Here is a 25,643-nt window from a genome sequence, read left to right as displayed (position 1 = left end):
GGACGGTAGGTGGGGGGGGATATATCGTGGTTGAGCAAAAAAATAAAAACTTGGACACCCATTTCTTTTATTCTGGCGATGTGACGTTCAGCTAAGAATAATGGGTGCCCAAATTTTTTTATGCTTGTCGTTTTGATTTAATTTGAGCAAATGTTATAAGTGTCTGGCAAAATGCCACAACGTCTCCCATCGTTCTAAGAGAATGCAGAGCAGGCCCCCAGTTAGCTGGCTCACCTTCATAATGGTGAACTTGCAACCAACCGCCCTGTCGTGCAGAGTCATGTGTAGAATTTTTAATTTGAAAGGCTATCCCATGCTTTTCTCTAGCTAAATAAACATCGAATTCAGCATCTGTTTCATTACCAGACACTTCATAGCCATATTCTTCACCAATTGACCTGATTAGGTTTTTTGCTAACTGACGATCCATTATTTAATGCCTCTTTGGTTAAAGTTAAAAACAGTGTAATTTTAAAGGAAATCGTACAAAGTCAAATTTAAGTATTCTAGCTATACTATAAAAAACCTAAATAATAAAAATGCTAGGCGGCACTATCCAGACTTAAATTCTTTGTTATGTTTATTTGCATCTCTGATGCCTGAAAAAAACGTGGACACCCATCTTTTTGTGCGCTGGCTATACAGCGCCTTACTCAGAAAGGTGGGTGTCCTGATTTTTTGAGTTTGTCCCGGGGATTGGATTAGTTCCTCGGTTTTCTGGCGTTATTATTTCCTCCGCTGACCCAAAATTAAATACTCGAATAAGAAGCTTTTCAGCCCACGTTTTGTGCGTATACCATAAAGGAGTGGGATTTCGGACCTTGTCTAGGCTGTTCATGTTTGCCCTATAACGCCTAAAGCCGCGACGCATTTACGCGTCCGGCTGATTTTGCTTGTTAGCTCTTTTTTTTACTTCATTCACCAATATCCCAAGGTGAGGCATTACCGGGAACTTGCTGGAATATAAAGCCAAACCTTTGTTGCGCCCACACTAAGAAAATGCCTTCAGATTGGCCACACTCAGGGCAATGTAAATCTTTTGCTCTATGCGAGTCAGGATTCCAAGAATATATGGTGAAATGCAGGCTGCATTTTAAACACTTAATCTTCTTTTCAATGAATTTTGCAGTGGTTTTCACAAGCTCTTGTACATGCGATATTCCGGAGTCTGATATTTCCGCATAGTCCCCCCCTACAGTCACGTAGCCTTTGTTTAACAACTCAAGTATTTCTTTTGGAAATTGTTCTTTTTTATCCGCCTTCAGGGAGAAGTTTTGACCACCTACAGTTATATGGAAAGAATGCTCAAATTTTTGGACTTTTAATTTATCATCTTCACATGCAGCCGCTAGTAAGAGTTCAGCAGCTGTTTCCGATAACTTTGTATCTTCGTTCTGGGCCTTAAGTGTCGCCAATATCGTCGCAGATAATGCATGCATTTCTCCGCTAGTAACTTGTGCTTGTGCGGGAAGTTTCCCTTTCGCGACCATGTCGTAAACTTCATCTCTATGGCCTTTAAGCTCACTAGCTGAGAAATTTTTTGTCATATGTGTTTTCGTATGGATTGTCGAATGGCAACCGATACAAACAGGCAAAAGATTATCTTCATCATGCGTGCCGCCATCACATTGCTCGGTAATGTGATGCACTTGTATTTGTAAAGGTGAAAACCTTCTACAAATACTGCAATGTCGTGCACACTTCACTAGAATACTAGCGACTGTTCTTTCAGGAATTGACATTAATACTCCTCTGTCTGATTAATCAAATTGAGAGCTAACACCCGCGTTAACAGGCGGCTGCCAGCGAAGCTGGTAGACGTCCTGTTGAACAACCACTTAGGCTATGGCGCGAAGGCACGAAATGCATTTCATAGCAACTCCCGCGCTTTGGTGAGTGCCTTACCGAAAGGTAAAAGTTCTTCAGAGATTTTTGTTTCATAGTTCGGAGTGCGCACTCCATCTACCAAGTCGGCAGAGTAGCCTCTAATTCGATCTGGGCCACAAGTTTCATTGGATCGTTCGAACTGAAATACGCACACACCTTGAAAAGATCCCTTATCACTTGGCTTGTCGCAGTTATATGTGTAGGTCAGGCTGCCTGCCATCTCATCTATTGTTTCGGACAAGGAAATCCACTGAGCGTAAGGTTCACCTGACTCTCTATATGCTTCACCTCTGATTTGCAGAGAGGAGAGGGTTTGCTCAAAGTGCTCAACTGTATATGCGAAGGCGCCATCAGATGCCTTGAATTTTCCAACCCATGTGCCATTTACATAGTTGGCTCCAAGCAAATGACGCTTTACGAAGTTGATTTTGCGCGCAGTGCTTTGCAAAGTGGTTGCCAACAATTTGTACACACCAACAGATAGCAGCAACGCACTTGCCGGCTTTAGGTACGGGTATGTTGACTCGTCTATCAGCGACAATAGGTGCTGAATGACAAAGTACATTGCAGTTATCGTTGCTGCGGTAACGTACGAGTGAAATCTATGCTCTGGTTTCATAGTCGTAAAGGCCTAACAATGATTAGATGGAAAGCGGTATAAGTCCGATAACGGGGCATTCCATATAACTCCGCCACACCCTCATTCACCACCGTGAAAAATGCATTTTAAATCTTCACGTTACCAGTCTGCCTCTGATACTTGAACGTATTCGCTTGCCTTCTTCTTTTTGTTCTAAACATTACCACTGTGTAAAAACACAGATAAAGAGTCAGCTATGGCGTGCGATGACAAGGCTACCGCCCCTGAGTTCCAGCCCCCAGTCTGCTGCCTGTTACCTGCGAGATAGCAACAATCGCTGTCATGGCGTTCTCCCGAGAGATGGATTGTCGTTTGGCTATTTTAAGGGGCCGGATTGAGACATGGAAAGAGGCAGTTGATAGAAATCTGAGCTGGTTCAATCAATTAGGGAAAACTGTTGCTCAAGTGAGCAGCCGGATTAGCAGAGAGTGCGGAAATACCCTCACCCCAGCCCTCTCCCAAGGGGAGAGGGAGCATATCTGCTGTTAGACGGGGCTATGGGCTGGTACGGTGTTGATCCCCCTCTTGTTCGCTGAGGCGAGTCCTCTTGTCCAGGTCGCGAGGCAGGATGCCGAACGAGCGGCGTTGGGCCATAGACGGCCCATCGGCGCGTGTCGTTGGACAAGAGGGTGAGCCGAAGGTACCCGACGTCAGTCGGGCGAATAAGCGGGGGTGGCCTTTCTTTTGGTGACTTTTCTTTGGCCACGCAAAGAAAAGTTACTCGCCCAGGCCCGAAGGGCGGGCGAAACCCTGTCGAGGGCAGAGCCCCGCGTTCCATGGGGCGAAGCCGCATTAGGGGGGCCAATCGCGGGCTCGGGAGTTCGGATTAACTCCGCCGGGTCGCGAACGTCCGAATACGCTGCGCTATTCGAACTTACGATTCGATAACGCCGGGGGATTATGGGTTCCCTCACCCTGACCCTCACCCTGACCCTCTCCCGGAGGGAGAGGGGACAAAGATATAGGAAGCAAAAGAGATAAATAGAAAAGGGAGCCCAAGTGGGCTCCCATTATGCTGGCTGGCTGGCTGGCTGGCTGGCTGGCTGGCTGGCTGGCTGGCTGGCTGGCTGGCTGGCTGGCTGGCTGGCTGGCTGGCTGGCTGGCTGGCTGGCCGGTCAAGGTCAACGGCATCTGACCCTATACCTGCCCCTACTTATTGGTCGCCGCCTTCATCCCTTCCACAAACTCTTTCAAACGAGTGAGCATATGCTCCGGATTCTGGTGGTGGGTCTCGATGATCTTCACCACGGCGGAGCCGGAGATGGCACCGGCGGCGCCAGCCTTGATCGCGTCACGCACCTGGGCCGGTTCGCTGATGCCAAAGCCGAGCAGGGCGGGGGGGGCATTGAACTCGCGCAGGGTGTTGATGAGGCCCTCCACCGGCATGCCGGCCTTGGTCTCGGCGCCGGTGACGCCGGCGCGGCTCACCAGATAGGTGTAACCGGAGCCCAGCTCTGCCACGGCCTTGAGCGTCTCGGCATCGCCGTTGGGCGGGGCGATAAAGATGCTGTCGATGCCGAACTTGTCGGCGGCCGCCTTGTAGGGTTCGCACATCTGCACCGGCACGTCCGCCACCAGCACCGAGTCCACCCCTGACTGCTGGCACTTCTCGTAGAAGCCGTCGATGTGGCGCACATAGACCAGGTTCGCGTAGACCAGGAGGCCAATGGGCAGCTGTGGGTACTTGGCGCGGATGCGGGCGAGCAGGCCGAAGCAGTCGTCCGGGGTGGTGTGGCTGGCAAAGGCACGCAGGGCGGCCCCCTGAATGGTGGGGCCGTCCGCCACCGGATCGGAGAAGGGAATGCCGAGTTCGAGGGCGTCGGCGCCCCCTTCGACCAGGGCATCGACGATGGCCAGGGACAATTCGGGGGTGGGGTCACCCAGCATCACGAAGGGCACGAAGGCGCCCTGATTGGCCTTGTCCAGACGGGAGAAGAGTTGTGCGTAACGGTTCATGACAAGGTTCCTTCTTTTTCAAAGATGTCGGCAACGGTGAAGATGTCTTTGTCGCCACGGCCGGAGAGGTTGACGATGAGCACCTGCTCTTTTTCCGGTTCACTGCGGGCCATCTTGAGGGCATGAGCCAGGGCGTGGGAGGACTCCAGCGCCGGGATGATGCCTTCGGATTTGGCCAGCTCCTGGAAGGCGTCCAGCGCCTCCTTGTCGGTCACCGAGGGGTACTCGGCGCGGCCGATGGCGGCCAGGTGGGCGTGCTGGGGGCCGACGGAGGGGAAGTCCAGCCCCGCCGAGACGGAGTAGGACTCCTGGATCTGGCCCTGGTTGTCCTGCATCAGGAAGGAGTGCATGCCAAAGAAGACCCCCTTGCTGCCGTGACCCAGCGGCGCGCCATGCTCGCCGCTCTCGATGCCGTGACCACCGGGTTCGACGCCGATAAGACGCACGGAAGGCTCATCGATAAAGTCCGCAAACATGCCGATGGCATTGGAGCCGCCGCCGACGCAGGCGATCACCGCATCCGGCAGGCGCTCTTCTTTTTCGAAGCACTGGGCCTTGGCCTCTTCCCCGATCATCTTCTGGAACTCCCGCACGATAGTGGGGAAGGGGTGGGGACCGGCGGCGGTGCCGAGCAGGTAGTGGGCGGTTTCATAGTTGGCGGCCCAGTCCCGCAGCGCCTCGTTGCAGGCATCTTTGAGGGTGCTGGAGCCGGAGTGAACCGGGATCACGGTGGCGCCCATCAGCTTCATGCGAAATACGTTCGGCTTCTGGCGCTCGCAATCCTTGGCCCCCATGTAGACCCGGCACTTGAGGCCGAGCAGGGCGCAGGCCAGCGCAGTGGCCACACCGTGCTGACCGGCGCCGGTCTCGGCGATGATCTCGTGCTTGCCCATGCGCTTGGCAAGCAGGGCCTGACCCAGCACTTGGTTGGTCTTGTGGGCGCCGCCGTGCAGCAGATCTTCACGCTTGAGGTAGAGGCGGGTCTTGGTGCCCCTGGTCAAATTGCGGGTGAGGGTGAGCGGGGTCGGGCGACCGGCGTACTCGGTCAGGAGCGCCTGAAACTCGGCGACGAAAGCCGGATCGTCCTTGGCATCGACGAAGGCCTTCTCCAGCTGGAGCAGGGCGGGGATGAGGATCTGGGGCACGTACATACCACCAAATTCACCGAAAAACGGATTGAGCAGGGTCATGGTTATCTTCCTTTACATTCTGCAATTGAGATCAGGTATGAGCCTTGGCGGGCTGAGGCGTATGGCTGGGGCACATACATGTCATCGACGAAATTCACCGAAAAACGGATTGAGCAGGGTCATACATTATTCCTTGTGCTTATGGGCAAACGCAGTTCATTAATTCGTTGAATGAGTCACGGGGGCGCTCACAGTTGGCGCAGGGCGCCAAAGGCGGCAGCCAGCTTGTGGGCATCCTTCCTGCCCGGGGCACTCTCCACCCCGGAGTTGAAATCAAGGCCCACACAGCCCACTTGCGCGGCCTCGAGGGCGTTGTCGGGGTTGAGACCCCCTGCCAGCATCAGTTTGCTCTTGTCGAGCCCGGCCAGCAGAGTCCAGTCGAACGCCTGACCGGTGCCGCCGCTCTGGCTGCCGACTTTCGTATCCAGCAGCAGGCGATCCGCCGGGTAGTCGAGGGTGGGCAGGGGCTCGCCACTTGTGACTCCAACCGCTTTCCAGATCTGGCAGCCTGCCGGCAGCAGCGCGCGCAGTGCCTCGACATAGGCGGCATCTTCATCCCCGTGCAGTTGCACGGCGGCGAGCCCCAGCGCATCCACCGTTTTGGCGATGGTGGCGGGCTGGGCATTGCGAAACACCCCGACGTAAGAGAGCGGCGCACCCGCCATCACGGCGCGGGCGGCGGGAATGTCCACATAGCGCGGGCTTTTCGCCACAAAGATGAGGCCGCCGAACACGGCGCCCGCCTGATGGGCGGCGGCGGCGTCCTCGGGACGGGTCAGGCCGCACACCTTGTTCTGGCCGAGCACGAGCTTGCGCACCGCGGCCTCCAGATCCGGCTCCGCCATGAGGGAAGATCCCACCAGGAAGCCCTTGGCGTGGTGGCGCAGGGCCGCCACCTGGGCGCGGTGGTTGATGCCGGATTCGCTGATCACCACCCGATCCCCCGGGATCCTGGCCGCCAGTTGCCGGGTGCGGGCAAGATCGACGCTCAAATCCCGCAGATCCCGGTTGTTGATGCCAATCACCGGGGCGCCGAGGTCGATGGCGCGGGTCAGCTCCTCCTCGTTGCTCACCTCGGTGAGCACGCCCAGATCCAATTCTTTCGCCACTTCGAACAGGGCGCGATACCCCTCGTCGGTGAGCACCGAGAGCATCAGGAGGATGGCGTCCGCCTGATAGTGGCGGGCCAGATAGACCTGATAGGGGTCAATCATGAAGTCCTTGCAGAGCACCGGCTGCTGGACGCGGCCGCGTACCCGGGGCAGGAAGGCGAAATCCCCCTGGAAGAACTTCTCGTCCGTCAGCACCGAGATGGCGGTGGCGTAGTGGCCATAGATGTCGGCGATGGCCTCCGGGCTGAAGTCATTCCGGATCAAGCCCTTGGAGGGGGAGGCCTTCTTGCACTCCAGAATGAAGCGGGTGGAGCCTTTGCGCAGATCCCCCTCGAAATCCCGATCGCTCGGGGTCAGCGCGTCCTGGAAGCTCGCCAGGGGCTGGCTCTCCTTGCGGGCGGCGACCCACTCCTGCTTGGCCGCCACGATCTTGCCGAGAATGGTCTGGCTGATGGAGGCCATGTTCAGAAAGGCGTGGGGAGCAATGACATCTGACATCTCGTTATCCTTGCGAAGCTGGCTGTTGCCCGTCGGGCGTTCTGGGTGAGTGCCCCTGGGGCACGCTGTGGTGGTGGCTGACATCATGCCTCCTGATGGCTCAGGGTAGCGAGATCCCGGGCGAGGAGGGCGGCCTGGCCGCTTGCCAGCACCGCCAGCACCCGGGCGGCGGCCTGCCTAAAGTCCGGGGCCTCGCCCGCCATGACCAGGAGCGGCGCCACGTTGGCGGCGATGGCGGCGTTGTGGGCCGGGCTGCCGCGTCCTTCCAGGATGGCGGCGGTGATGGCGCGGTTCTCCTCGGGCTCACCGCCCTGGATGGCGCTGACCGGGTAGGTGTCGAGGCCAAAGTCCGCCGGGGTGAGCAAGTACTCGCGAATTTCGCCGTCACGGATTTCCGCCACCTGGGTCGGGCCGTGGATGGCAATCTCGTCGAGACCGGCGCCGTGCACCACCATACCGGTTTTCAGGCCGAGTGCCAGCAGGGTTTCGGCGATGGGGCGCACCAGCTCGGGGGCATAGACCCCCATCAGCTGGAAGCTGGGGCGAGCGGGGTTGATGAGCGGCCCCAGCACGTTGAACAGGGTGCGGGTCTTGAGGGCCTGGCGCACCGGCATGGCGTGGCGCACCCCGGCGTGGTACTGGGGGGCGAACAGGAAGCAGACCCCGAGCTCGTCCAGGCAGCGGCGGGCCTGAGCCGGGCTCATGTCGAGCTTGATGCCCATTTTATCGAGCAGGTCGCTCGACCCCGACTTGCTCGAGACCGAGCGGTTGCCGTGCTTGGCCACTTTCAGGCCGCAGGCGGCGGCCACCAGGGCCGAGGTGGTGGAGACGTTGATGGTGTTGAGGCCGTCCCCTCCGGTGCCGACGATGTCGCAGAAGGCATAGTCCGGGCGCGGGAAGTCGCGGGCTTCGGCCAAGAGCGCCTCGGCGGCGCCGGCGATCTCCTCCGGGGTCTCCCCCTTGATCTTGAGGGCGGTCAAAAGGCTCGCGAGCACGATGGGATCCACTTCACCACGAACCACCTGGCCGAAGGCATCGCGGGCGGCGTCGCGGGTGAGAGACTGACCCTGATAGAGGGTATTGAGATGTTGATGCATGGTCTCTTCCTTACCGCACGTGGCTTTCTGGACGGGTGACATGGGCGAGGGCCTGGGTGAGCAGGCGGGCCCCTTCGCTGGTCATGATGGATTCCGGGTGGAACTGGAAGCCCAGCACCCGCTCGTCACGCTGCTCGATGGCCATGGGCATGCCCTGATAGTGGGCAATCACCTGCAACTCTTGTGGCACATAGGTGGCCACCAGGGAGTGGTAGCGGGCCACCGGCAAGGGGCTCGGCAGCCCCGCGAAGGCGCCATGGCCGTTGTGCTCGATGAGGGAGCGCTTGCCGTGGACGATTTCCCCCGCCGCCCCGACGGTGCCGCCGTAGGCTTCGCACAGGGCCTGATGACCGAGGCAGATGCCGAGGATGGGCACCCGGCCCCGGGCCAGCTTGATGAGGTCGATGAGGCAGCCCGCCTCATGGGGGGCGCCCGGCCCCGGGGAGAGCACCAGCACGGCGTCCCCTTCGCAGGCGTCGATCTCCTGCATGATGCGGCTCGCCGGCAGGCTGTTGCGGTAGATACGCACCGGGTAGCCCAGGGTGCGGAACTGGTCGACGAGGTTGTAGGTAAACGAGTCGAAGTTGTCGAGCAGGAAGATGTTAGTCATGGGACTGCTCCTTCGAAGTGCGGAACTGGTCGGCCAAAGCGTTGTAAGTGAACGAATCGAAGTTGTCGAGCAGGAAGATGTTAGTCATGGCTCACGTCCTTGTGTTGTTCCTGCTGGGCGCTGAGGGCCTGCAGGGAGGTGCCATGGCTGGCAGCGATGGCGGCCAGCACGGCCGCCGCCTTGGCGCGGGTCTCGTCCGCCTCGGCCTGGGGTTTGGAGTCATAGACCACCCCGGCGCCGGCCTGGACATGGGCGACCCCCTCTTTCACGAAGGCGGAGCGGATGACGATGCAGGTGTCCATCTCCCCTGCGCCGTTCAGGTAACCCACGGCGCCGCCGTAGCTGCCGCGACGCTTGCCTTCCACCATGCGGATAAGCTCGCTGGCGCGCAGCTTGGGGGCACCGGTCAGGGTGCCCATGTTCATGCAGGCCTGGTAGGCGTGCAGGGCGTCAAGGTCGGCGCGAAGGGTGCCCACCACCCGGGAGACCAGGTGCATGACGTGGCTGTAGCGATCCACTTTCAGCAGATCCTTGACGTAGCGGGTACCGGGGGCGGAGATGCGGGCGATGTCGTTGCGGCCCAGATCCACCAGCATCAGGTGCTCGGCCACCTCTTTCTCGTCCTGACGCAGCTCCAGCTCGATGCGGCCGTCCAGATCCAGGTTGATGCTGCCGTCCGGGTTGAGGCCGCGGCGGCGGGTACCGGCGATGGGGTACATCTCCACCTGGCGGCTGTTGGCGCAGAACTTGACTGCGCTCTCGGGGGAGGCGCCAAACAGGGTGAAGCCCTCGTCCTGCACGTAGAACATGTAGGGGCTGGGGTTGGTCTGCTTGAGGCGGCGATAGGCGGCGACGGGATCCGGGCAGGGGAGGGAGAAGCTGCGGGACGGCACCACCTGGAAGATGTCACCACGGCGGATGAAGCCCTTGAGCTTCTCGACCTCGGCGCAGAACTGCTTGTCCCCCTTGTCGACGGCCAGGGCGCCGGTCAGCGGCGCCGTGCCCTGTGGCGCAGGCAGCGGCTGCTGACAGGCCTGTTTGAAGGATTCGAGGCGAGCGGTCAGGCGGGCGTAGCGCGCGTCCAGCTGCTCATCCTCTTCGCCGCCGAACAGGCAGGCCAGCAACTGGGTGCTCTGCTTGATGTGGTCGATGGTGATCAGGGTCTCGGCCACATAGAAGCAGTAGTCAGGGCAGTCGTTGCTCCCCTCTGGCACCTCGGGCAAGTCTTCAAAGGAGGCGATGAGGTCGTAGGCGAAGCTGCCCGCCATGAAGAGGGCCTCTTTGCCCTGCGGGCATTGCAGCTCCCGCTGCAGGGTGCGCAGCACGTCCAGCACGCTGCTGCCCTTGAGGCGGCTGTCTTCGTCAAGCTCCCGATCGGACGCCGGGAAGTCGAGGTACAGCTCGTCCGCCACCCGGGTCTGGGTGATGACGGCGGGCAGGCGCTGCTCCAGCAGGCGCAGCAGGGCGGCGCCGTTGTCGCCGAGGGGGCGCACCTGCACGGCGCGGCCGCGGCACTCGATGCGCAGGCAGGCGTCCACCAGCAGCAGGCTCTGGGTGCCGGCCTTGGAGTCGATCTCCACCGATTCGAGCAGCAGGTTGTTGGGTCTGTCCTGGCAGAGTCGGGTATAGAGTGCCAGGGGGTCTGTCACATAGGGGGCATTGAGCCGGATGGTATCGAATTCGCCCAGGGGCAAACGGGTCTTGTTGCCTGTCATAATGCCTTCCCTTGCATGTGTTGTGTGTCACCGATGGTCATGGCGCTGTCTCTCTTGAAAATGGGTCGGGTTCGGGTCACGTCAGCGAGTTCGCCATCGCCATGTCAGTGTGCTTCTCTGAATTGTCGGTTTCATCACAGGTCCATTTGCCGGATAATAAAAAAGCCCGCTGGGGTCAGCGGGCTTTTTCTTTGGGTTCTTAACTTGCTGTCAGATTACAGGTACAGCAACGACCACACGCCCGCATGTCAGGGAGTGTGCCACCACCAGATGGTCAGGATGGAAGTCGCTTGCATGAGATTGAGTCCTGTAAAAAGATGTTTGCAATGAAGTGCCTACAGAAAACGATAAAGCCGCGGCCAAGTCAAGTCGCTTTTTTGCCGGCCTTTTCCAGGCAGGTCCCAAACAAGAGCGAAACACGCCGATGAGATTCGATCTGCATTGCCACACCACCGCCTCGGACGGGGTGCTGAGCCCCGCCGACCTGGTGCGCCGCGCCGCCGAAAAAGGGGTGGAGGTGTTAGCGGTCACTGACCACGATACCCTCGACGGGCTTGAGGAGGTGCGCCAGACCATCTCGGCCGACCAGTTGCCACTGCGCCTGGTGAGCGGGGTGGAGATCTCCACCGGGTGGGAGCATCACGAGATCCACATCGTGGCCCTCGGGGTGGACGAGAAAAATCCCCAGTTGCTCGCCTTTCTGGCAGGGCAGCGGGCTCGCCGGGAGGCGCGCGCCGAGGAAATCGGGCGTCGTCTGGAGAAGTGCCTCATCCCGGGCACCTATGAAGAGGCCAAGCAGCTTGCCGGTGACGCCGCCGTGACCCGGGCCCACTTTGCCCGGGTGCTGGTGGCGCGCGGGGTGGCCGACAATATGCAGAAGGTGTTCAAGAAGTACCTGAGCCGGGGCAACAAGGGCTATGTGCCCGCCGAGTGGCCCGGGATGGGGGAGGCCATCGAGGCCATCCACGCCGCAGGCGGGCTGGCGGTGCTGGCTCACCCGAGCCGCTACAATCTCACCGCCAAGTGGATCAAGCGGTTGCTGGTGGCCTTCAAGTCCGTCGGGGGGGATGCCATGGAGGTCTCCCTGCCCCAGCAGAGCCCCCAGGAGCGGGCGAATCTCGGCCAGTGGGCCAGGGAGCACGATCTCTATATTTCGGTGGGGTCCGATTTTCACTTCCCCTCCAACTGGACCGAGCTTGGCCGCCACCTCTGGCTCCCCAAGGAGGGGATGCCGCTGTGGCTCGGTCACCCCGGTCATTTCGGGCTCACCCCCGAGGAGCATGCGGGCCTGCTGGCCAGCCGCTGACCCCCCGGGCCGGCATCTTTGATGCAGGCGAGTCTGCGTCAAACAGGTTAAGGTAGTGTCATGGGCCAAGGGGCCCTTGACCATGAAGCGGGCAACGAGCGTGCCCCCTATCGCGAGAAGAGCATATGAGTCAGCATTTTTACGTACATCCCGACAATCCCCAGGTTCGCCTCATCAGCCAGGCGGTGCAGATCCTGCAAAACGGCGGCGTCATCGTCTATCCCACCGACTCCGGCTACGCCCTGGGCTGCCAGATGGGCAACAAGGATGCCCTGGAGCGCATCTGCCGCATCCGTCGCATCGAGCCGAACCACGACTTCACCCTGGTGTGCCGGGATCTCTCGGAGATCTCCACCTATGCCAAGGTGGACAACACCGCCTTCCGGCTGGTCAAGAACAACACCCCCGGACCCTACACCTTCATCTTCAAGGCCACCAAGGAGGTGCCGCGTCGCCTCATGAACGAGAAGAAGAAGACCATCGGCATCCGGGTCCCGGCCAACAACATCGCGCTGGCCTTGCTCGAGGCCCTCGGTGAACCGCTGCTCTCCACCACCCTGATCCTGCCGGGCTCCGAGATGGCGGAGTTCGACCCCGAGGAGATCGCCGACAAGCTCGGCAAGCAGCTGGATCTGGTGGTCAACGGCGGGTATCTGGGCGAGCAGCCCACCACTGTGGTGGACTTCTCCGACGACGAGCCCGTGCTGCGTCGCCGCGGTGCCGGGGATCCGACGCCGTTTGAGTGATCTTGCCGACCCCGTGCCCGCGCTGACAACCCCCGCGGGCACGACGGGGGAGGCTTCCCTTCCCCCGCCCATCGCCACCGTGCTGGGGCAGCCCTACCATGAGCTGCCCCAGGACTTGTTCATCCCCCCCGATGCGCTGGAGGTGTTTCTCGACACCTTCGAGGGGCCGCTGGATCTCTTGCTCTACCTCATCCGGCGCCAGCAGCTCGACATCCTCAACCTGCCCATCCTGCAGATCACCGCCCAGTACATGGAGTACGTGGATCTGATGCAGGGTCTCAACCTCGAGCTGGCGGCGGAATACCTGCTGATGGCGGCCTGGCTCGCGGAGATAAAGTCCCGCCTGCTGCTGCCCAAGGCCCCGGAACTGGAAGACGAGGAGGAGGGAGAAGACCCTCGCGTCACCCTCATTCGTCGCCTGCAGGAGTACGAGCGCTACAAGCTGGGGGCGGAGAGGGTCAATGCCCTGCCGAGGGTGGAGCGGGAGATCTTCGTCGCCGCCGCCATGGCGCCGGATTTTGGTGCCTTGAAGCCATTGGCGCCCGATGTTTCTCTGGTTGAACTCGCCCTTTACATGCAAAGTGTGGTAAAACGCGCGACTCATTTTGAACATCACCAGATCCGCCGCGAGCAGATCCCGACCCGGGTGCGGATGGCGGAGATCCTCGCCATGCTCTCCCTGGGCCAGACCCTGCGCCTGGAGCAGGTGCTGCGAGCCGAGGAGGGGCGCATGGGGGTGCTGGTGACCTTCCTGGCCCTGCTGGAGCTGTGCAAGGAACAATTGATCTGGATCTTGCAGGCGGAGCCTCTGGGGCCCATCCATTTTGCCCTGGCCAGTCAGGGGAAAGGGGAGGAGCATGAGCATCTACACTGAGCGAGGGGCTGCGCCAGGGGCGTGGACCCGGGAGGTCCACCGTGGCGCTGCCTGCTGAACGATTGAAGACCCTGATCGAGGCGGCGATCTTCGTGGCGGGGCGTCCCCTCACGGTGAGCGAAATCAAGGGCAGCGTGCTCTCGGACTACCCGGTCACCGGCCGCTATGTCCAGCTGCTGCTGGCAGAGCTCAGACAGGATTACAGCGAGCGGGGGGTCGAGCTCAAAGAGGTGGCCTCCGGCTGGCGTTTCCAGGCCCGCCAGGAGTATGCCGAGGAGCTGTCGCGCCTGTGGAGCGAGCGGGCTCCCCGTTATTCCCGCGCCGTGATGGAGACGCTGACGCTGATTGCCTATCGTCAGCCCATCACCCGGGCGGAGATAGAAGCCATCCGCGGGGTGGCGGTGTCGAGCCAGATCGTCAACACCCTCAAGGAGCGTGGCTGGGTGCGCAGCATCGGCCACAAGGAGGTGGCGGGTCGCCCCGAGCTGCTCGCCACCACCCGTGAATTTCTGGACTATTTCAACCTGCAGAGTCTGGAGCAGCTCCCTGAGCTGGATCCCGAGCTGCAGGCCCCCTTGTCGCTCATGCCGGGCGAGGGCGGTGACGGTCAGCCTCTGGCAGGCCGTGCTGAGCATGAACATGGTGGGGAGGCCAACGGGGCCTTCCCACAAGAGCCAAGGTTGTCCGCGATGTCGGCGGGCAGCGATCAACAATCAGGTAAACCCGATGAGTGAAAAACTGCAAAAAGTATTGGCCCGCGCGGGTCAAGGCTCCCGTCGTGAGATGGAGGCCCTGATCACCGCAGGTCGGGTCAGCGTGGATGGCAAGGTCGCCACGCTGGGGGATCGCGTCGAAGTGAACGCCGTGATCCGGGTGGATGGCCACCAGGTCAAGACCCGCGCCGCAGAGGAAGTGATCTGCCGCGTGCTGGCCTACCACAAGCCCGAAGGGGAGATGTGCACCCGCCACGATCCGGAAGGACGTCCCACCGTGTTTGATCGTCTGCCCAAGATGGATGGCGCCCGCTGGATAGCGGTCGGCCGCCTCGACGTCAACACCTCAGGCCTCTTGCTGTTCACCACCGACGGCGAGCTGGCGAACCGGCTGATGCACCCGAGCCACGAAGTGGAGCGGGAATACGCGGTGCGGGTCTTTGGCGAGATCACCGAAGCCATGCTGCAGCGCCTGCGCAAGGGCGTGCAGCTGGAAGACGGCATGGCCAAGTTCAACAAGATCAAGCCCGCCGGTGGCGAGGGGCTGAACCAGTGGTTCAACGTCACCCTGACCGAGGGCCGCAACCGGGAAGTGCGCCGCCTGTGGGAATCCCAGGAAGTGCAGGTGAGCCGCCTGATGCGTATCCGCTACGGCGACGTCAAGCTGGATCGCGGCATCCCCCGCGGCGGCTGGCAGGAGCTGAAACTCCCCGAGGTGAACTACCTGCGCGGCCTGGTCAATCTGCCGAACGAGACCGAATCCAAGGTCGATTTGCAGCAGGATGGCAAGAGCACCCGCCACAAGCAGGCCGCCCAGATCCGTCGCGCCGTGAAGCGCCACAAGGAGATGCAGGGCAAGGAGCCGCGCGCCCGTGCCACCACCGCCCGTCGCAAGCCGACCTCCTCCACCCGCAATTCCGGCACCGGCAGCAAGTAAGCCGCCGCCACGGGCCGCTCGCCCCGGACACGCCACAAGCCCGCACCCCAAGGTGCGGGCTTTTTTGTTTTCTGCTCCTGCCGGGCTCCTTGAGACTGAATCGCACAGGGGAGAGAAAGGGCCAGACAAGCTCCTCCCCCTCTTGAAGGGGGAGGCTGGGAGGGGGTGAGTAGTTGTTATGCTGACAGGGGCATAGTCGGAGGAATAATGTCATGAACGAGAAGCCAGTTCGTGTTTTCAACCGCGAGGCCACGCTGGATAAACGGCGTGAACAACGAAACAATCCAACAGAGCCTGAACGGCGATTGTGGCAGGCGCTTCGGGCTGGGCAACTCGGAGTCAAGTTTCGCCGTCAGCAAGGTATAGGCCCATACATTGCGGATTTTTACTGCCCCGGGCGGTTGTTGGTCATTGAGGTTGATGGCGACAGCCATTTCGACATGCGGGGTCTGCGTCATGACAAGCGACGGGATGCCTACATGGCGGCCCTGTCGCTGACGGTACTGAGATTTAGCAACAGGGAGGTGATGGAAAATCAACCCGGGGTGGTTGTCTCTATTCGGGCATGGCTTGATCGCGTCTGACCCCACCCCAGCCCTCCCCTTGCCAGGGGAGGGGGCCAGAGTGCCCTCTGTACGGGCTGGAAAGCGTCATACACTTCCCTTTTTTGAAGGGGAGGTGGTTGCAGACGGGGATGTGCATCAGGATGGTTGCCCTGCCGGGACGGGCTTGTTAGCCTTTCGCGCACAAAGACAGGAGAAACCAATGAGCAAGGTACTGGATGAGCTGCTGGCGTTGCTGGCGCTCGAAAAGATCGAGGAGGGCCTGTTTCGGGGCCAGAGCCAGGATCTCGGGTTGCGATCCGTGTTTGGCGGACAGGTGATGGGGCAGGCCTTGTCAGCCGCCAAGCAGACGGTGGCAAGCGACCGCCAGGTCCACAGTTTCCACTCCTACTTCCTGCGCCCCGGGGATGCCAACAAGCCCATCGTCTACGACGTGGAGAACATCCGCGACGGCCAGACCGTCTCCACCCGCCGGGTCAAGGCCATCCAGAATGGCAAGCCCATCTTCTACCTCAACGCCTCCTTCCAGGTGGAGGCCGAGGGCTTCGAGCATCAGACGAAGATGCCGGCCGGCATCACGCCCCCCGAGCAGCTCAAGAGCGAGCTGGAGTTGGTGCGTCCCTACGAGCAGATGATCCCGGCGGCCCTGCGGGACAAGATCCTGTGCGAGAAGCCCATCGAAATTCGCCCCGTGACCCTGGTGGACCCTATTCGCCCGGATGTTCACGAGCCCCTTCGCTACACCTGGTTCAAGGCCAATGGCCCGGTGCCGGACGATCAGCGGGTCCACAACTACCTGCTGGCCTATGCCTCCGACTTCCACTTCCTGTTCGCCGCCCTGCAGCCCCACGGGGTCTCCTACTGGGAGCCGGACATGCAGGTGGCCACCATCGATCACTCCATGTGGTTCCACCGGGAGTTCCGGCTGGACGACTGGCTGCTCTACGTGGTGGACAGCCCGAGCGCCAGCGGCGGTCGGGGTCTGGTGCGCGGCCAGTTCTTCACCCGGGATGGGGTATTGGTGGCGAGCACCATGCAGGAAGGGGTGATCCGCCGCCGGGGCTGAGACGCCCTCTTGCGCCAACGAAAAACGGGAGCCGATGGCTCCCGTTTTTTATTGCCTGCGCTATCAGGCTGCGTCCTGCTCGGTGCTGAGCCCTGGCTCGCCACTTTGGGCGAAACGATCGGCCCACAGGGCGATGACGCCGTCACCGGTGACGTTGCAGGCGGTGCCGAAGCTGTCCTGGGCCAGGTAGAGGGCGATCATCAGGGCGATGGAGGCCTCACCGAAGCCGAGCATGGAAGTGAGCAGGCCGAGCGCGGACATGACACCTCCACCCGGTGCGCCCGGCGCGGCAATCATGATGACGCCCAGCATCATGATGAAGGGCACCATGGTGCCGTAGCCCGGAATGGCCAGGTGTTCGGAGAGGAACATCACCGCCGTGGCGCAGGTCACCAGGGTGATGGTGGAGCCGCACAGGTGGATGGTGGCGCACAGGGGCACGGTGAAGTTGGCGATGCCGTCGCTCACGCCGTTGCGCTTGCTGGCTTGCAGGGCCACCGGAATGGTGGCGGCGCTGGACATGGTGCCAAGGGCGGTGAAGTAGGCGGGCAGCATGTTCTTGATGAGCATGACAGGGGAGCGCCCCTGGGCGAGGCCGGTGCCGACGAACAGGACGCAGAGCCAGATCCAGTGCATGACGATGGCCATCACCAGCACTACCCCGAAGGTCTTGAGGGTGGCGAAGACGGTGCCTTCCACCGTCATCTCGACGAAGACGCCGGCGATGTAGAAGGGGAGCAGGGGAATGATCACGCGTGCCAGCAGGCGGTCGATGATGTCACGGCCCTGATCGGCGACCCGGCGCAGGTCGGTGGCCTGGGTGGCGCTGATGCCGATGCCGAACACGAAGGCGGCGGCCAGGGCCGACATCACCCCGAACAGGGGCGGGATCTCGAGATTGATGTAGGAAGCGAGCTTGGTGGCTGCCTCGGCGGTGGGCTCGGCGGCCGTGGTCAGGTGCGGGATGAGGTGGCTCGCCACGGTGAAGGCGAACAGGCCCGCCAGTATGGTGGAGCAGTAGGAGAGCCCCACCGTCTTGCCCAGCAGCTTGCCGGAGTTCTTCGGCAGGCTGGCGATGCCGCTCATGATGAAGAAGAGGATGATGAGCGGGATGGTGAAGGTGATGAGCTGGCCTATCACCGTCTTGGCGGTGAACAGCACGCGGGCGACCCATTCGGGTGCATAGAGACCGAGCAGCAGGCCGGCGAGGATACCGGCAACCAGATTGAGAACGAGTTTCATGGGGGAATCCAGGTGTTGGTGTCTGATTTGTTATTTAATTTTGATTTTAATGCCGCTTTTTAACACAAACACCGCATCTTGTCTGCTTTATGGTGGTTAACTCAGGGTTAAATATTGTTAATGGGCTGAATGCCGTGAGGTGTCACTGTCCCCGGGGGCTTTCGCGGATCAGCGCCGCACCAGCAAGGCGTGCAGCCAGGGGCCGTTCACTTCATCTTCCCCCACCCAGCTATGGTGCAGGGTGAAGGGGAGGGGAGCGATCAGGCGTCGTAGTCCCGCCTCGTCGAGCCGGGTCTGCAGGGGATATTCCCCTGACCGTGGCAGCGGTTCGCCCTTCCCGTGGGGGAAGGAGGCGTAGAGGGGGCCCCCGGCCTTGAGCAGGGTGGCCAGATGACCGAGCGCCGGGGCTATCTCGTGCTCGGGCAGACAGGGGAGGGAGCCGCTGGCCCAGATACCGTCATAGGGAACGACGCTTTGCATCTGCTCGACGCGGCAGACTCGCACCGGCTGACCGCACAGGCGCGAGGCGGCGGCGGCCTGCGCCCGGCTCGCATCGAAGGCGGTCACGGTGAGGCCTTGCTGGCGAAAGAGGCGCAGATCCTCTCCTGCCCCGCAACCGGCCTCCAGCAGATGACGGCCGTTGCCCAGCAGGGCCAGGAAGGGGGCATGGGCGCCTGCCACGAGGGCGGGGCGAGGGGCGGCGTCGCGCGCCGGCGCGGGGGCGTGTGGCAAGGGTGTCGGGCTCATCGTGGTGGGGGGGGCGTTACTCTAGCAGGTTTGCCCCCGGCTGTTGAGCATTGGCGGGGGCGGCGCGTCTTGCTGACTCAGGGGTGGCGGCGAAGGGTGGGGCTCGCGATGAGGGTGAACAGGGTATCGAGGAGGAAGTCCGACTCCTCAATCAGATCGATGCGATCCGGGAAGTGCAGCCAGTTGATGATGTAGCCGTCCAGAGTGCAGTGGAGCAGGGTGGCGGCGCGCCGCAGATCCAGCCCCTCGGGCAGTTGGCCGCGGTGCACGGCATTGGCCAGGGTGATCTCCAGATCCCGGAAGAAATTCATGGATTGCAGGTGCATGTGCTCGCGCATGACGGCGGCCTCTCCCTCCATGGATTCCAGATTGAACATGATGGTGAACATCTGCTGGTGGGCGGGCTCGGTGCTGATCTTGAGCATCACCTCTTTGAGAAAGCTGCGCAGCTTGCCCAGGGGATCCGGCTCCGCCTCGTCGACGCAGGCATCGAGCTGGTGGGAGAGGGGGGCACACAGCTCCTCCCACAGGGTGACGAACAGCTCTTCTTTATTCTTGAAGTGCCAGTAGATGGCGCCCCGGGTGAGGTCCGTCGCCTTGGCGATATCGGTCAGGCTGGTGCGTGCCAGCCCCTGTTGGCAGAAGAGATCCAGGGCCGTGCTCATGATGTTGCAGCGGGTTTGCTGCGCCTCTTCTTTGGTGCGTCTGGCCATTGACTCCGGTCCTGTTTAAAAGTGAAAAAAGTTTCTTACATACATTCATGAATGTATGTATATTGCCTCATCTTCGCCGTTTTACCAACAGGGGCCTTATAAACCCTGTGGTTTTGTCACTTCTTTTTGATTGAAACTGAGGTTCAGAGACTTGATGCATAAACATATTCTCGCACGTTCGGTCGGCCTTGCCTTGCTGGCAAGCGGCCTGCTGGCTGGCTGTGGTGACAAGGACGGGGCCCAGCAGGCCATGGGGGAGATGCCTCCCGCCGCCGTGGACGTGGTCACCCTCCATACGGCCCCCCTGCAACTGTTGTCCGAGCTCACCGGCCGCACCGCCCCCCTGCGGGTGGCCGAGGTGCGTCCCCAGGTGAACGGCATCATCCTCAAGCGCCTGTTCACCGAGGGGAGCGACGTCAAGGCCGGTCAGCTGCTCTATCAGATTGATCCCGCCGTCTATCAGGCCGAAGTGGCTTCCGCCAAGGCCAACCTCGCCAAGGCCGAGGCCAACGAGCGCAGCGCCCGCCTCAAGGCCCAGCGCTACGCCGAGCTGGTGAAGGTGAAAGCCATCAGCAGCCAGGAGTATGACGACGCCGACGCGGCCTGGAAACAGCAGCTGGCCGAGATCGGGGCCGCCAAGGCCGCGTTGCAGACCGCCAACATCAACCTGGCCTACACCCGCATCACGGCCCCCATCAGCGGCCGCATCGGCAAGTCGGCGGTGACCGAGGGTGCCCTGGTGACCGCCCAGCAGGCGGACAGCCTCACCTCCATCTCCCAGCTCGATCCCATGTACGTGGACGTGCGCCAGTCCACCGCCGACCTGCTGCGCCTCAAGCGCCTGGTGGCCGAGGGCAAGCTGACCCAGGGGGAGAAGGACGGGGCCGGTGTCAGCTTCCAGCTGGAAGATGGCAGCCAGTATGGCGAGAAAGGGGCCCTCCAGTTCTCCGACGTGACCGTGGACGAGGCGACCGGCATGGTGACCCTGCGGGTGATCGTGCCCAACCCGGATCAACTGCTGCTGCCCGGCATGTTCATGCGCGCCACCCTGCAGGAGGGCGAGCGCCCGCAAGGCCTGCTGGTGCCCCAGACTGCCGTGACCCGTACCCCCAAGGGCGGTGCCACCGTCATGGTGGTGACGGCGGACAACAAGGTGGAGCTGCGTGAAGTGCAGGTCGGCCGCATGTCCGGCGACAGCTGGGTGGTGGAGTCCGGTCTCAAGGCTGGCGAGAAGGTGATCGTCGCCGGTCTGCAGAAAGTCAAACCCGGGGTCGTGGTGGCGCCCACTGAACGTGCCGGTAACAGCGCACAACAGACCCCGGCAACCAAGCAGTAGGATGGAGTAGTCGCCTCATGGCACGTTTTTTCATAGATAGACCCATTTTCGCCTGGGTGATCGCCTTGGTGATCATGCTGGCTGGGGCCATGGCCATCATCGGCCTGCCGGTGGCCCAGTACCCGACCATCGCCCCGCCGGCGGTTGGCATCTCCGCCAGCTACCCGGGGGCCTCCGCCAAGACGGTGGAAGACTCGGTGACCCAGATCATCGAGCAGAACATGACCGGGCTGGATCACCTGCTCTACATGTCGGCGCAATCCGACTCGTCAGGGAACGTCAGCGTGACCCTCACCTTCAAGCCGGGTACGGATCCCGACATCGCCCAGGTGCAGGTGCAAAACAAGCTGCAACAGGCTATGTCGCTCCTGCCCCAAGAGGTGCAGCAACAGGGCGTGCGGGTCCAGAAGACCTCCAGCAGCTTCCTGATGGTGGCCGCCTTCATCTCCACCGATGGCGCCATGACCAACGATGACCTGGCGGACTATGTGGTAGCCAACATCAAGGAGCCCCTGAGCCGTCTGGACGGGGTCGGTGACATCACCTTGTTCGGCAGCCAGTACTCCATGCGCGTCTGGCTCGATCCCCACAAGCTCAACCGGGTGCAGATGACCCCGGCCGACATTCAGGCCGCCATCAAGGCCCAGAACGCCCAGGTTGCCTTCGGCAAGCTGGGGGGGACCCCTGCGGTGAGCGATCAGCAATTTACCGCCACCATCATGGGCCAGACCCGGCTCTCCACCGTGGAGGAGTTCAACAACATCCTGCTGCGGGTGAACCAGGACGGCTCCAAGGTCCAGCTCAAGGACGTGGCCCGGGTCGAGCTTGCCGGTGAAAACTACGACGCGACCGCGCTCTACAACGGCCAGGCCACCGCCGCCGTCGCCATCAAGCTGGCGACCGGTGCCAACGCCCTGGACACCGCCGAGCACGTGCGGACCAAGCTGGGTGAACTCTCCGAGTACTTCCCGGCCAACATGGAGATCGTCTATCCCTACGACACCACGCCGTTCGTGAAGATCTCCATCGAGGAGGTGGTGCAGACCCTGATCGAGGCGATCTTCCTGGTGTTCTGCGTCATGTATCTGTTCTTGCAGAATTTCCGGGCAACCCTGATTCCGACCATCGCGGTGCCCGTGGTCCTGCTCGGCACCTTCGGGGTGATGGCGGCCTTCGGCTTCTCCATCAACACCCTGACCATGTTCGGTCTGGTGCTCGCCATCGGCCTCTTGGTGGATGACGCCATCGTGGTGGTGGAGAACGTGGAGCGTCTGATGAGCGAGGAGGATCTCTCCCCCCTCGAGGCGACCCGCAAGTCCATGACCCAGATCACCGGCGCCCTGGTGGGCATCGCCCTGGTGCTGTCGGCGGTGTTCGTGCCCATGGCCTTCTTCGGTGGCTCTACCGGTGCCATCTATCGCCAGTTCTCCCTCACCATCGTCTCGGCCATGGTGCTCTCGGTGCTGGTGGCCCTGATCCTGACCCCGGCCCTGTGCGCCACCCTGCTCAAACCCATGAAGCACGGTGAATTCGGCGCCCAGCGCGGCTTCTTCGGCTGGTTCAACCGCTTCTTCGACACCAACGCCAACCGTTACCAGAACGGCGTGCGCAAGGTGATCAAGCAGGGCACCCGCTACGGCATCATCTATCTGGCCATGCTGGCGGTGCTGGCGGTGCTCTTCATGCGCATGCCCACCTCCTTCCTGCCGGAAGAGGATCAGGGGGTCATCATGTCCATGGTGCAGCTCCCGGTGGGGGCGACCAAGGAGCGGACCGAGGTGGTGCTCGGGGAGATGCGCGACTACTTCCTCGAGAACGAGAAGGAGAACGTGGACTCCGTGCTGACGGTGGCGGGCTTCAGTTTCGCCGGTAGCGGTCAGAACAGCGGCATGGCCTTCATCAAGCTCAAGGACTGGAGCGAGCGCAAGGGAGAAGAGCGCAGCGCCAATGCCATCATCGGCCGCGCCATGGGGTTCCTGTTCAGCATCAAGGAAGCCCAGGTCTTCGCCTTCAACCTGCCCCCCATTCCGGAACTCGGCACGGCCACCGGCTTCGACTTCTTCCTGCAGGACCGCGGCGGTCTGGGTCACGAGAAGCTGATGCAGGCGCGCAACCAGTTGCTCGGCATGGCGGCGCAGGATCCCAACCTGGTGCGGGTACGCCCGAACGGGATGGAAGACACGCCCCAGCTCGACATCAAGATCGATTACGAGAAGGCGCTGGCCCAGGGGCTCTCCATCACCGACATCAACAACACCCTGTCGGCGGCCTGGGGCTCCTCTTATGTGAACGACTTCGTCGACAGAGGCCGGGTCAAGAAGGTCTATCTGCAGGCGGATGCCCCTTTCCGGATGAACCCGGAAGATCTGAAGCTGTGGTACGTGCGCAACAGCGCGGGCCAGATGGTGCCCTTCTCCGCCTTTGCCAGCACGGAGTGGAGCTTCGGCTCGCCCCGTCTTGAGCGCTACAACGGTGTCTCCGCCATGGAGATCGTCGGTGAGGCGGCCCCTGGCAAGAGTACGGGTGATGCCATGGCGGCCATCGAGGAGATGGTGAAGCAGTTGCCGGAAGGGATCGGCATCGAGTGGACCGGCCTCTCCTTCCAGGAGCGTCAGGCAGGCTCCCAGGCGCCGGCCCTGTACGCCATCTCGCTCCTGGTGGTCTTCCTCTGTCTGGCCGCCCTCTACGAGAGCTGGAGCATTCCGTTCTCGGTCATGCTGGTGGTGCCGCTCGGGGTGCTGGGGGCCATTTTGGCCGCGACCCTGCGCGGGCTTGAGAATGACGTCTACTTCCAGGTGGGCCTGCTCACCACGATCGGGCTGTCGGCCAAGAACGCCATCCTCATCGTCGAGTTCGCCAAGGAGCTGCACGACAAGGGGATGAGGCTCGGGGATGCGGTGGTGGAGGCCTCGCGTCAGCGCCTGCGCCCCATCCTGATGACCTCGCTCGCCTTCATCCTGGGGGTACTGCCCCTGGTGATCAGCACCGGGGCGGGCGCCAGCAGCCGAAACGCCATCGGGACCGGCGTGATGGGGGGGATGATCAGTGCCACCGTGCTCGCCATCTTCTTCGTGCCGCTGTTCTTCGTGCTGGTGATGCGCTATTTCACCGAACGCAAGCATGCCGGGGAAGAGAGTGTCCACACCAAGGAGATCAACCATGACTAAGACCCTGATCGCCCTGGGCGTGACCCTGATGATGGGGGGCTGCTCCATGGCCCCCGACTACCAGCGCCCCGAGCTGCCCCAAGGCGCCTCCTGGCAAGCTGACCTGGCCGCCAAGGGGGAACTTGCCCCCTGGCGCCAGCAGTTCCAGGACCCGGCCCTGCAGACGCTGATCGGCACCGCCCTTGAGAGCAACCGGGATCTGCGCCTGGCAGCCCTCAACGTCGAGGCCTACGAGGCGAAATACCGTATCCAGCGGGCGGCCCAGTTGCCGACCCTGGCCGCCAGTGGCAGCGGCACCCGCCAGCAGGGATCCGACGATCTCAGTAGTACGGGGCAGGGCACCATCAGCAGCCAGTACGGCGCCAACATCGGCATCACCGCCTATGAACTGGATCTGTTTGGCCGGATCCAGAGCCTGAAAGATCAGGCCCTTGAGACCTATCTGGCGCAAATCGAGACCCAGCGCAGCACCCAGATTGCGCTGGTGGCCTCGGTGGCCAATGCCTACTTCACCCTGCTGGCGGATCAGGAGTTGCTGGCCCTGAGCCAGGCGACCCTCGCCACCGAGCAGGAGAGCTATGCCCTGACCGAGCACAAATACCGCCTGGGCGCCGCCTCCGAGATGGAGCTGGCCCAGGGGCGCACGGCACTGGAAAACGCCAAGGTCAGCCAGGCGCAATACCAGCGTCTGGTGAAGCAGGACAGAAACGGTCTGGCCCTGCTGCTTGGCACCGATATCCCGGTGCTGGCGGCACAACCGGCCACCCTGGCCGAGGTGAAACTGGCGCCGATCCCGGTGGGGGCTCCCTCCAGCCTGTTGCAGCAACGCCCGGACATCCTGGCGGCGGAGCACAACCTGAAGGCGGCCAACGCCAACATAGGGGCGGCCCGCGCCGCGTTCTTCCCGACCATCTCGCTCACCGCGACGGCGGGCACCGCCAGCAACCAGCTGAGTGGTCTGTTTGACGGCGGCACCGGCACCTGGACCTTCATGCCCCAGATCAATCTGCCCATCTTCGATGGCGGCAAGCGCGTTGCGGATCTGGACGTGGCCGAGGTGGGGACCAGGCAGGCGGTGGCGAGCTACGAGAAGAGCATCCAGACCGCCTTCAAGGAGGTCGCGGATACCCTCGGTGCCCAGGCTGACTACGCGCAGCAGCTGCAGGCGCAACAGGCGCTGGTGGATGCCAACCAGACCTACTTCAGGCTGGCGGAGGTGCGTTACGAGCAAGGGGTGGACAGCTACCTGACCCGCCTCGACGCCCAGCGCTCCCTGTTCAGCGCCAAGCAGGGGCTCATCAGCACCCGGCTCGCCCAGCTGAGTAACCAGGTCGCCCTCTACAAGGCCGTCGGTGGCGGCTGGCAGGCGCCGAAGGACGCAGAGCCGGCATCAGACAAACAGGGTTGACCCCTCGGGGTTGACGTAAAAAGCATCAGGGGCGAACCACTAGGTTCGCCCCGTTTTTTATCTGTCATGTCGAGAAGCCAAATCGAGGCAGGTGACAACGGCGCTCCCTGCCCGTGGCAG

23 protein-coding genes and 1 pseudogene are annotated in these 25,643 nt (G+C 61.8%); 11 read left to right on the top strand and 13 right to left on the bottom strand.

Translation table 11 applies throughout. The features are described from left to right. Positions 1-118: 118 nt before the first annotated feature. The 3 genes from AB5Y89_RS02250 to AB5Y89_RS02240 all read right to left on the bottom strand — a co-directional run bounded on the left by AB5Y89_RS02250 (position 119) and on the right by AB5Y89_RS02240 (position 2,452). Complete coding sequence (locus AB5Y89_RS02250; RefSeq protein WP_139407340.1) at positions 119-430, bottom strand: hypothetical protein; 312 nt, start codon at positions 428-430, stop codon at positions 119-121. A 484-nt stretch (positions 431-914) separates the two neighbouring features. Beyond that, positions 915-1,742 carry an HNH endonuclease gene (locus AB5Y89_RS02245; RefSeq protein ID WP_368222812.1) on the bottom strand — a complete coding sequence of 276 codons (828 nt, stop codon included), beginning with the start codon at positions 1,740-1,742 and terminating at the stop codon, positions 915-917. A 128-nt stretch (positions 1,743-1,870) separates the two neighbouring features. Further along, the gene (locus tag AB5Y89_RS02240; protein WP_368222811.1) at positions 1,871-2,452 is read right to left on the bottom strand and encodes a hypothetical protein; all 582 of its coding nucleotides are present in this window, start codon (positions 2,450-2,452) and stop codon (positions 1,871-1,873) included. A 1,087-nt stretch (positions 2,453-3,539) separates the two neighbouring features. Here AB5Y89_RS02240 and AB5Y89_RS02235 point away from each other — a divergent pair. Beyond that, the gene (locus AB5Y89_RS02235; RefSeq protein WP_368222809.1) at positions 3,540-3,662 is read left to right on the top strand and encodes a hypothetical protein; all 123 of its coding nucleotides are present in this window, start codon (positions 3,540-3,542) and stop codon (positions 3,660-3,662) included. Positions 3,663-3,676: 14 nt separating this feature from the next. Here the strand turns inward: AB5Y89_RS02235 and trpA are convergent, their stop codons facing one another. The 7 genes and pseudogenes from trpA to AB5Y89_RS02200 all read right to left on the bottom strand — a co-directional run bounded on the left by trpA (position 3,677) and on the right by AB5Y89_RS02200 (position 10,705). Further along, on the bottom strand, positions 3,677-4,483 hold the full coding sequence (gene trpA / locus AB5Y89_RS02230; RefSeq protein ID WP_368222808.1) for a tryptophan synthase subunit alpha: 807 nt from the start codon (positions 4,481-4,483) through the stop codon (positions 3,677-3,679). Beyond that, entirely contained in the window at positions 4,480-5,673 is a 1,194-nt protein-coding gene (gene trpB / locus AB5Y89_RS02225) for a tryptophan synthase subunit beta (RefSeq protein WP_202042250.1), read from the bottom strand. The genes trpA and trpB overlap by 4 nt, the downstream gene beginning before the upstream one ends. Before the next feature lie 188 nt (positions 5,674-5,861). Then, the gene (gene trpCF / locus AB5Y89_RS02220; protein ID WP_368222807.1) at positions 5,862-7,367 is read right to left on the bottom strand and encodes a bifunctional indole-3-glycerol-phosphate synthase TrpC/phosphoribosylanthranilate isomerase TrpF; all 1,506 of its coding nucleotides are present in this window, start codon (positions 7,365-7,367) and stop codon (positions 5,862-5,864) included. Continuing rightward, positions 7,367-8,380, bottom strand: a complete 1,014-nt coding sequence (trpD, locus tag AB5Y89_RS02215) for an anthranilate phosphoribosyltransferase (RefSeq protein WP_010673697.1) — start codon at positions 8,378-8,380, stop codon at positions 7,367-7,369. Before trpD ends, trpCF begins: the two co-directional genes overlap by 1 nt. A 10-nt stretch (positions 8,381-8,390) precedes the next feature. After that, positions 8,391-8,990: an aminodeoxychorismate/anthranilate synthase component II gene (locus tag AB5Y89_RS02210; RefSeq protein ID WP_039039194.1), complete on the bottom strand. Its 600-nt coding sequence runs from the start codon at positions 8,988-8,990 to the stop codon at positions 8,391-8,393. A gap of 16 nt (positions 8,991-9,006) precedes the next feature. Continuing rightward, positions 9,007-9,078 (bottom strand): annotated as a pseudogene (locus AB5Y89_RS02205) (anthranilate synthase component II); the annotation flags it as partial. Further along, positions 9,071-10,705, bottom strand: coding sequence for an anthranilate synthase component 1 (locus AB5Y89_RS02200; RefSeq protein ID WP_368222805.1), 1,635 nt, complete (start codon positions 10,703-10,705; stop codon positions 9,071-9,073). The gene AB5Y89_RS02200 and the pseudogene AB5Y89_RS02205, both read right to left, overlap by 8 nt. Positions 10,706-11,129: 424 nt before the next feature. On the opposite strand from AB5Y89_RS02200, the gene AB5Y89_RS02195 reads away from it, so the two are divergent. The 7 genes from AB5Y89_RS02195 (at position 11,130) to tesB (ending at position 16,910) form a co-directional block, all read left to right on the top strand. Further along, positions 11,130-12,011, top strand: coding sequence for a PHP domain-containing protein (locus AB5Y89_RS02195; protein WP_010673701.1), 882 nt, complete (start codon positions 11,130-11,132; stop codon positions 12,009-12,011). A 125-nt stretch (positions 12,012-12,136) separates the two neighbouring features. Continuing rightward, positions 12,137-12,757 (top strand): L-threonylcarbamoyladenylate synthase, encoded by a 621-nt coding sequence (locus AB5Y89_RS02190; RefSeq protein WP_010673702.1) that lies wholly within the window; start codon positions 12,137-12,139, stop codon positions 12,755-12,757. Further along, a complete protein-coding gene (locus AB5Y89_RS02185) occupies positions 12,750-13,631 on the top strand; it encodes a ScpA family protein (protein ID WP_010673703.1) in 882 nt (293 codons plus the stop codon). The genes AB5Y89_RS02190 and AB5Y89_RS02185 overlap by 8 nt, the downstream gene beginning before the upstream one ends. Before the next feature lie 41 nt (positions 13,632-13,672). Beyond that, positions 13,673-14,365: an SMC-Scp complex subunit ScpB gene (scpB, locus tag AB5Y89_RS02180; protein WP_042014199.1), complete on the top strand. Its 693-nt coding sequence runs from the start codon at positions 13,673-13,675 to the stop codon at positions 14,363-14,365. Beyond that, on the top strand, positions 14,358-15,281 hold the full coding sequence (gene rluB / locus AB5Y89_RS02175) for a 23S rRNA pseudouridine(2605) synthase RluB (RefSeq protein WP_039039190.1): 924 nt from the start codon (positions 14,358-14,360) through the stop codon (positions 15,279-15,281). Before scpB ends, rluB begins: the two co-directional genes overlap by 8 nt. 212 nt (positions 15,282-15,493) lie before the next feature. Then, positions 15,494-15,865, top strand: a complete 372-nt coding sequence (locus tag AB5Y89_RS02170) for an endonuclease domain-containing protein (RefSeq protein WP_368222803.1) — start codon at positions 15,494-15,496, stop codon at positions 15,863-15,865. A 181-nt stretch (positions 15,866-16,046) separates the two neighbouring features. Further along, complete coding sequence (tesB, locus tag AB5Y89_RS02165; RefSeq protein WP_103260450.1) at positions 16,047-16,910, top strand: acyl-CoA thioesterase II; 864 nt, start codon at positions 16,047-16,049, stop codon at positions 16,908-16,910. 63 nt (positions 16,911-16,973) lie between these two features. On the opposite strand, the gene AB5Y89_RS02160 is transcribed toward tesB, so the two are convergent. The 3 genes from AB5Y89_RS02160 to AB5Y89_RS02150 all read right to left on the bottom strand — a co-directional run bounded on the left by AB5Y89_RS02160 (position 16,974) and on the right by AB5Y89_RS02150 (position 19,612). Beyond that, a complete protein-coding gene (locus tag AB5Y89_RS02160) occupies positions 16,974-18,152 on the bottom strand; it encodes a dicarboxylate/amino acid:cation symporter (RefSeq protein ID WP_182957864.1) in 1,179 nt (392 codons plus the stop codon). Between the two features lie 168 nt (positions 18,153-18,320). Beyond that, positions 18,321-18,884, bottom strand: coding sequence for a bifunctional 2-polyprenyl-6-hydroxyphenol methylase/3-demethylubiquinol 3-O-methyltransferase UbiG (locus AB5Y89_RS02155; protein ID WP_234917119.1), 564 nt, complete (start codon positions 18,882-18,884; stop codon positions 18,321-18,323). 92 nt (positions 18,885-18,976) lie between these two features. Next, positions 18,977-19,612, bottom strand: a complete 636-nt coding sequence (locus tag AB5Y89_RS02150) for a TetR family transcriptional regulator (protein ID WP_045524073.1) — start codon at positions 19,610-19,612, stop codon at positions 18,977-18,979. A 154-nt stretch (positions 19,613-19,766) separates the two neighbouring features. Here AB5Y89_RS02150 and AB5Y89_RS02145 point away from each other — a divergent pair, with 154 nt between their 5' ends. The 3 genes from AB5Y89_RS02145 to AB5Y89_RS02135 are packed head-to-tail and all read left to right on the top strand — an operon-like array spanning position 19,767 to position 25,523. Further along, a complete protein-coding gene (locus tag AB5Y89_RS02145) occupies positions 19,767-20,948 on the top strand; it encodes an efflux RND transporter periplasmic adaptor subunit (RefSeq protein ID WP_010673710.1) in 1,182 nt (393 codons plus the stop codon). A 17-nt stretch (positions 20,949-20,965) separates the two neighbouring features. After that, positions 20,966-24,115 carry an efflux RND transporter permease subunit gene (locus AB5Y89_RS02140; protein ID WP_041213203.1) on the top strand — a complete coding sequence of 1,050 codons (3,150 nt, stop codon included), beginning with the start codon at positions 20,966-20,968 and terminating at the stop codon, positions 24,113-24,115. Next, on the top strand, positions 24,108-25,523 hold the full coding sequence (locus tag AB5Y89_RS02135; protein ID WP_043155092.1) for an efflux transporter outer membrane subunit: 1,416 nt from the start codon (positions 24,108-24,110) through the stop codon (positions 25,521-25,523). Before AB5Y89_RS02140 ends, AB5Y89_RS02135 begins: the two co-directional genes overlap by 8 nt. Positions 25,524-25,643: the final 120 nt, after the last annotated feature.

Source organism: Aeromonas sp. s4 (genome assembly GCF_040907855.1).
Classification (GTDB): domain Bacteria; phylum Pseudomonadota; class Gammaproteobacteria; order Enterobacterales; family Aeromonadaceae; genus Aeromonas; species Aeromonas caviae.
Note: the sequence above shows the minus strand (reverse complement) of the source record. Positions and strands in the feature narration are given on the sequence as shown.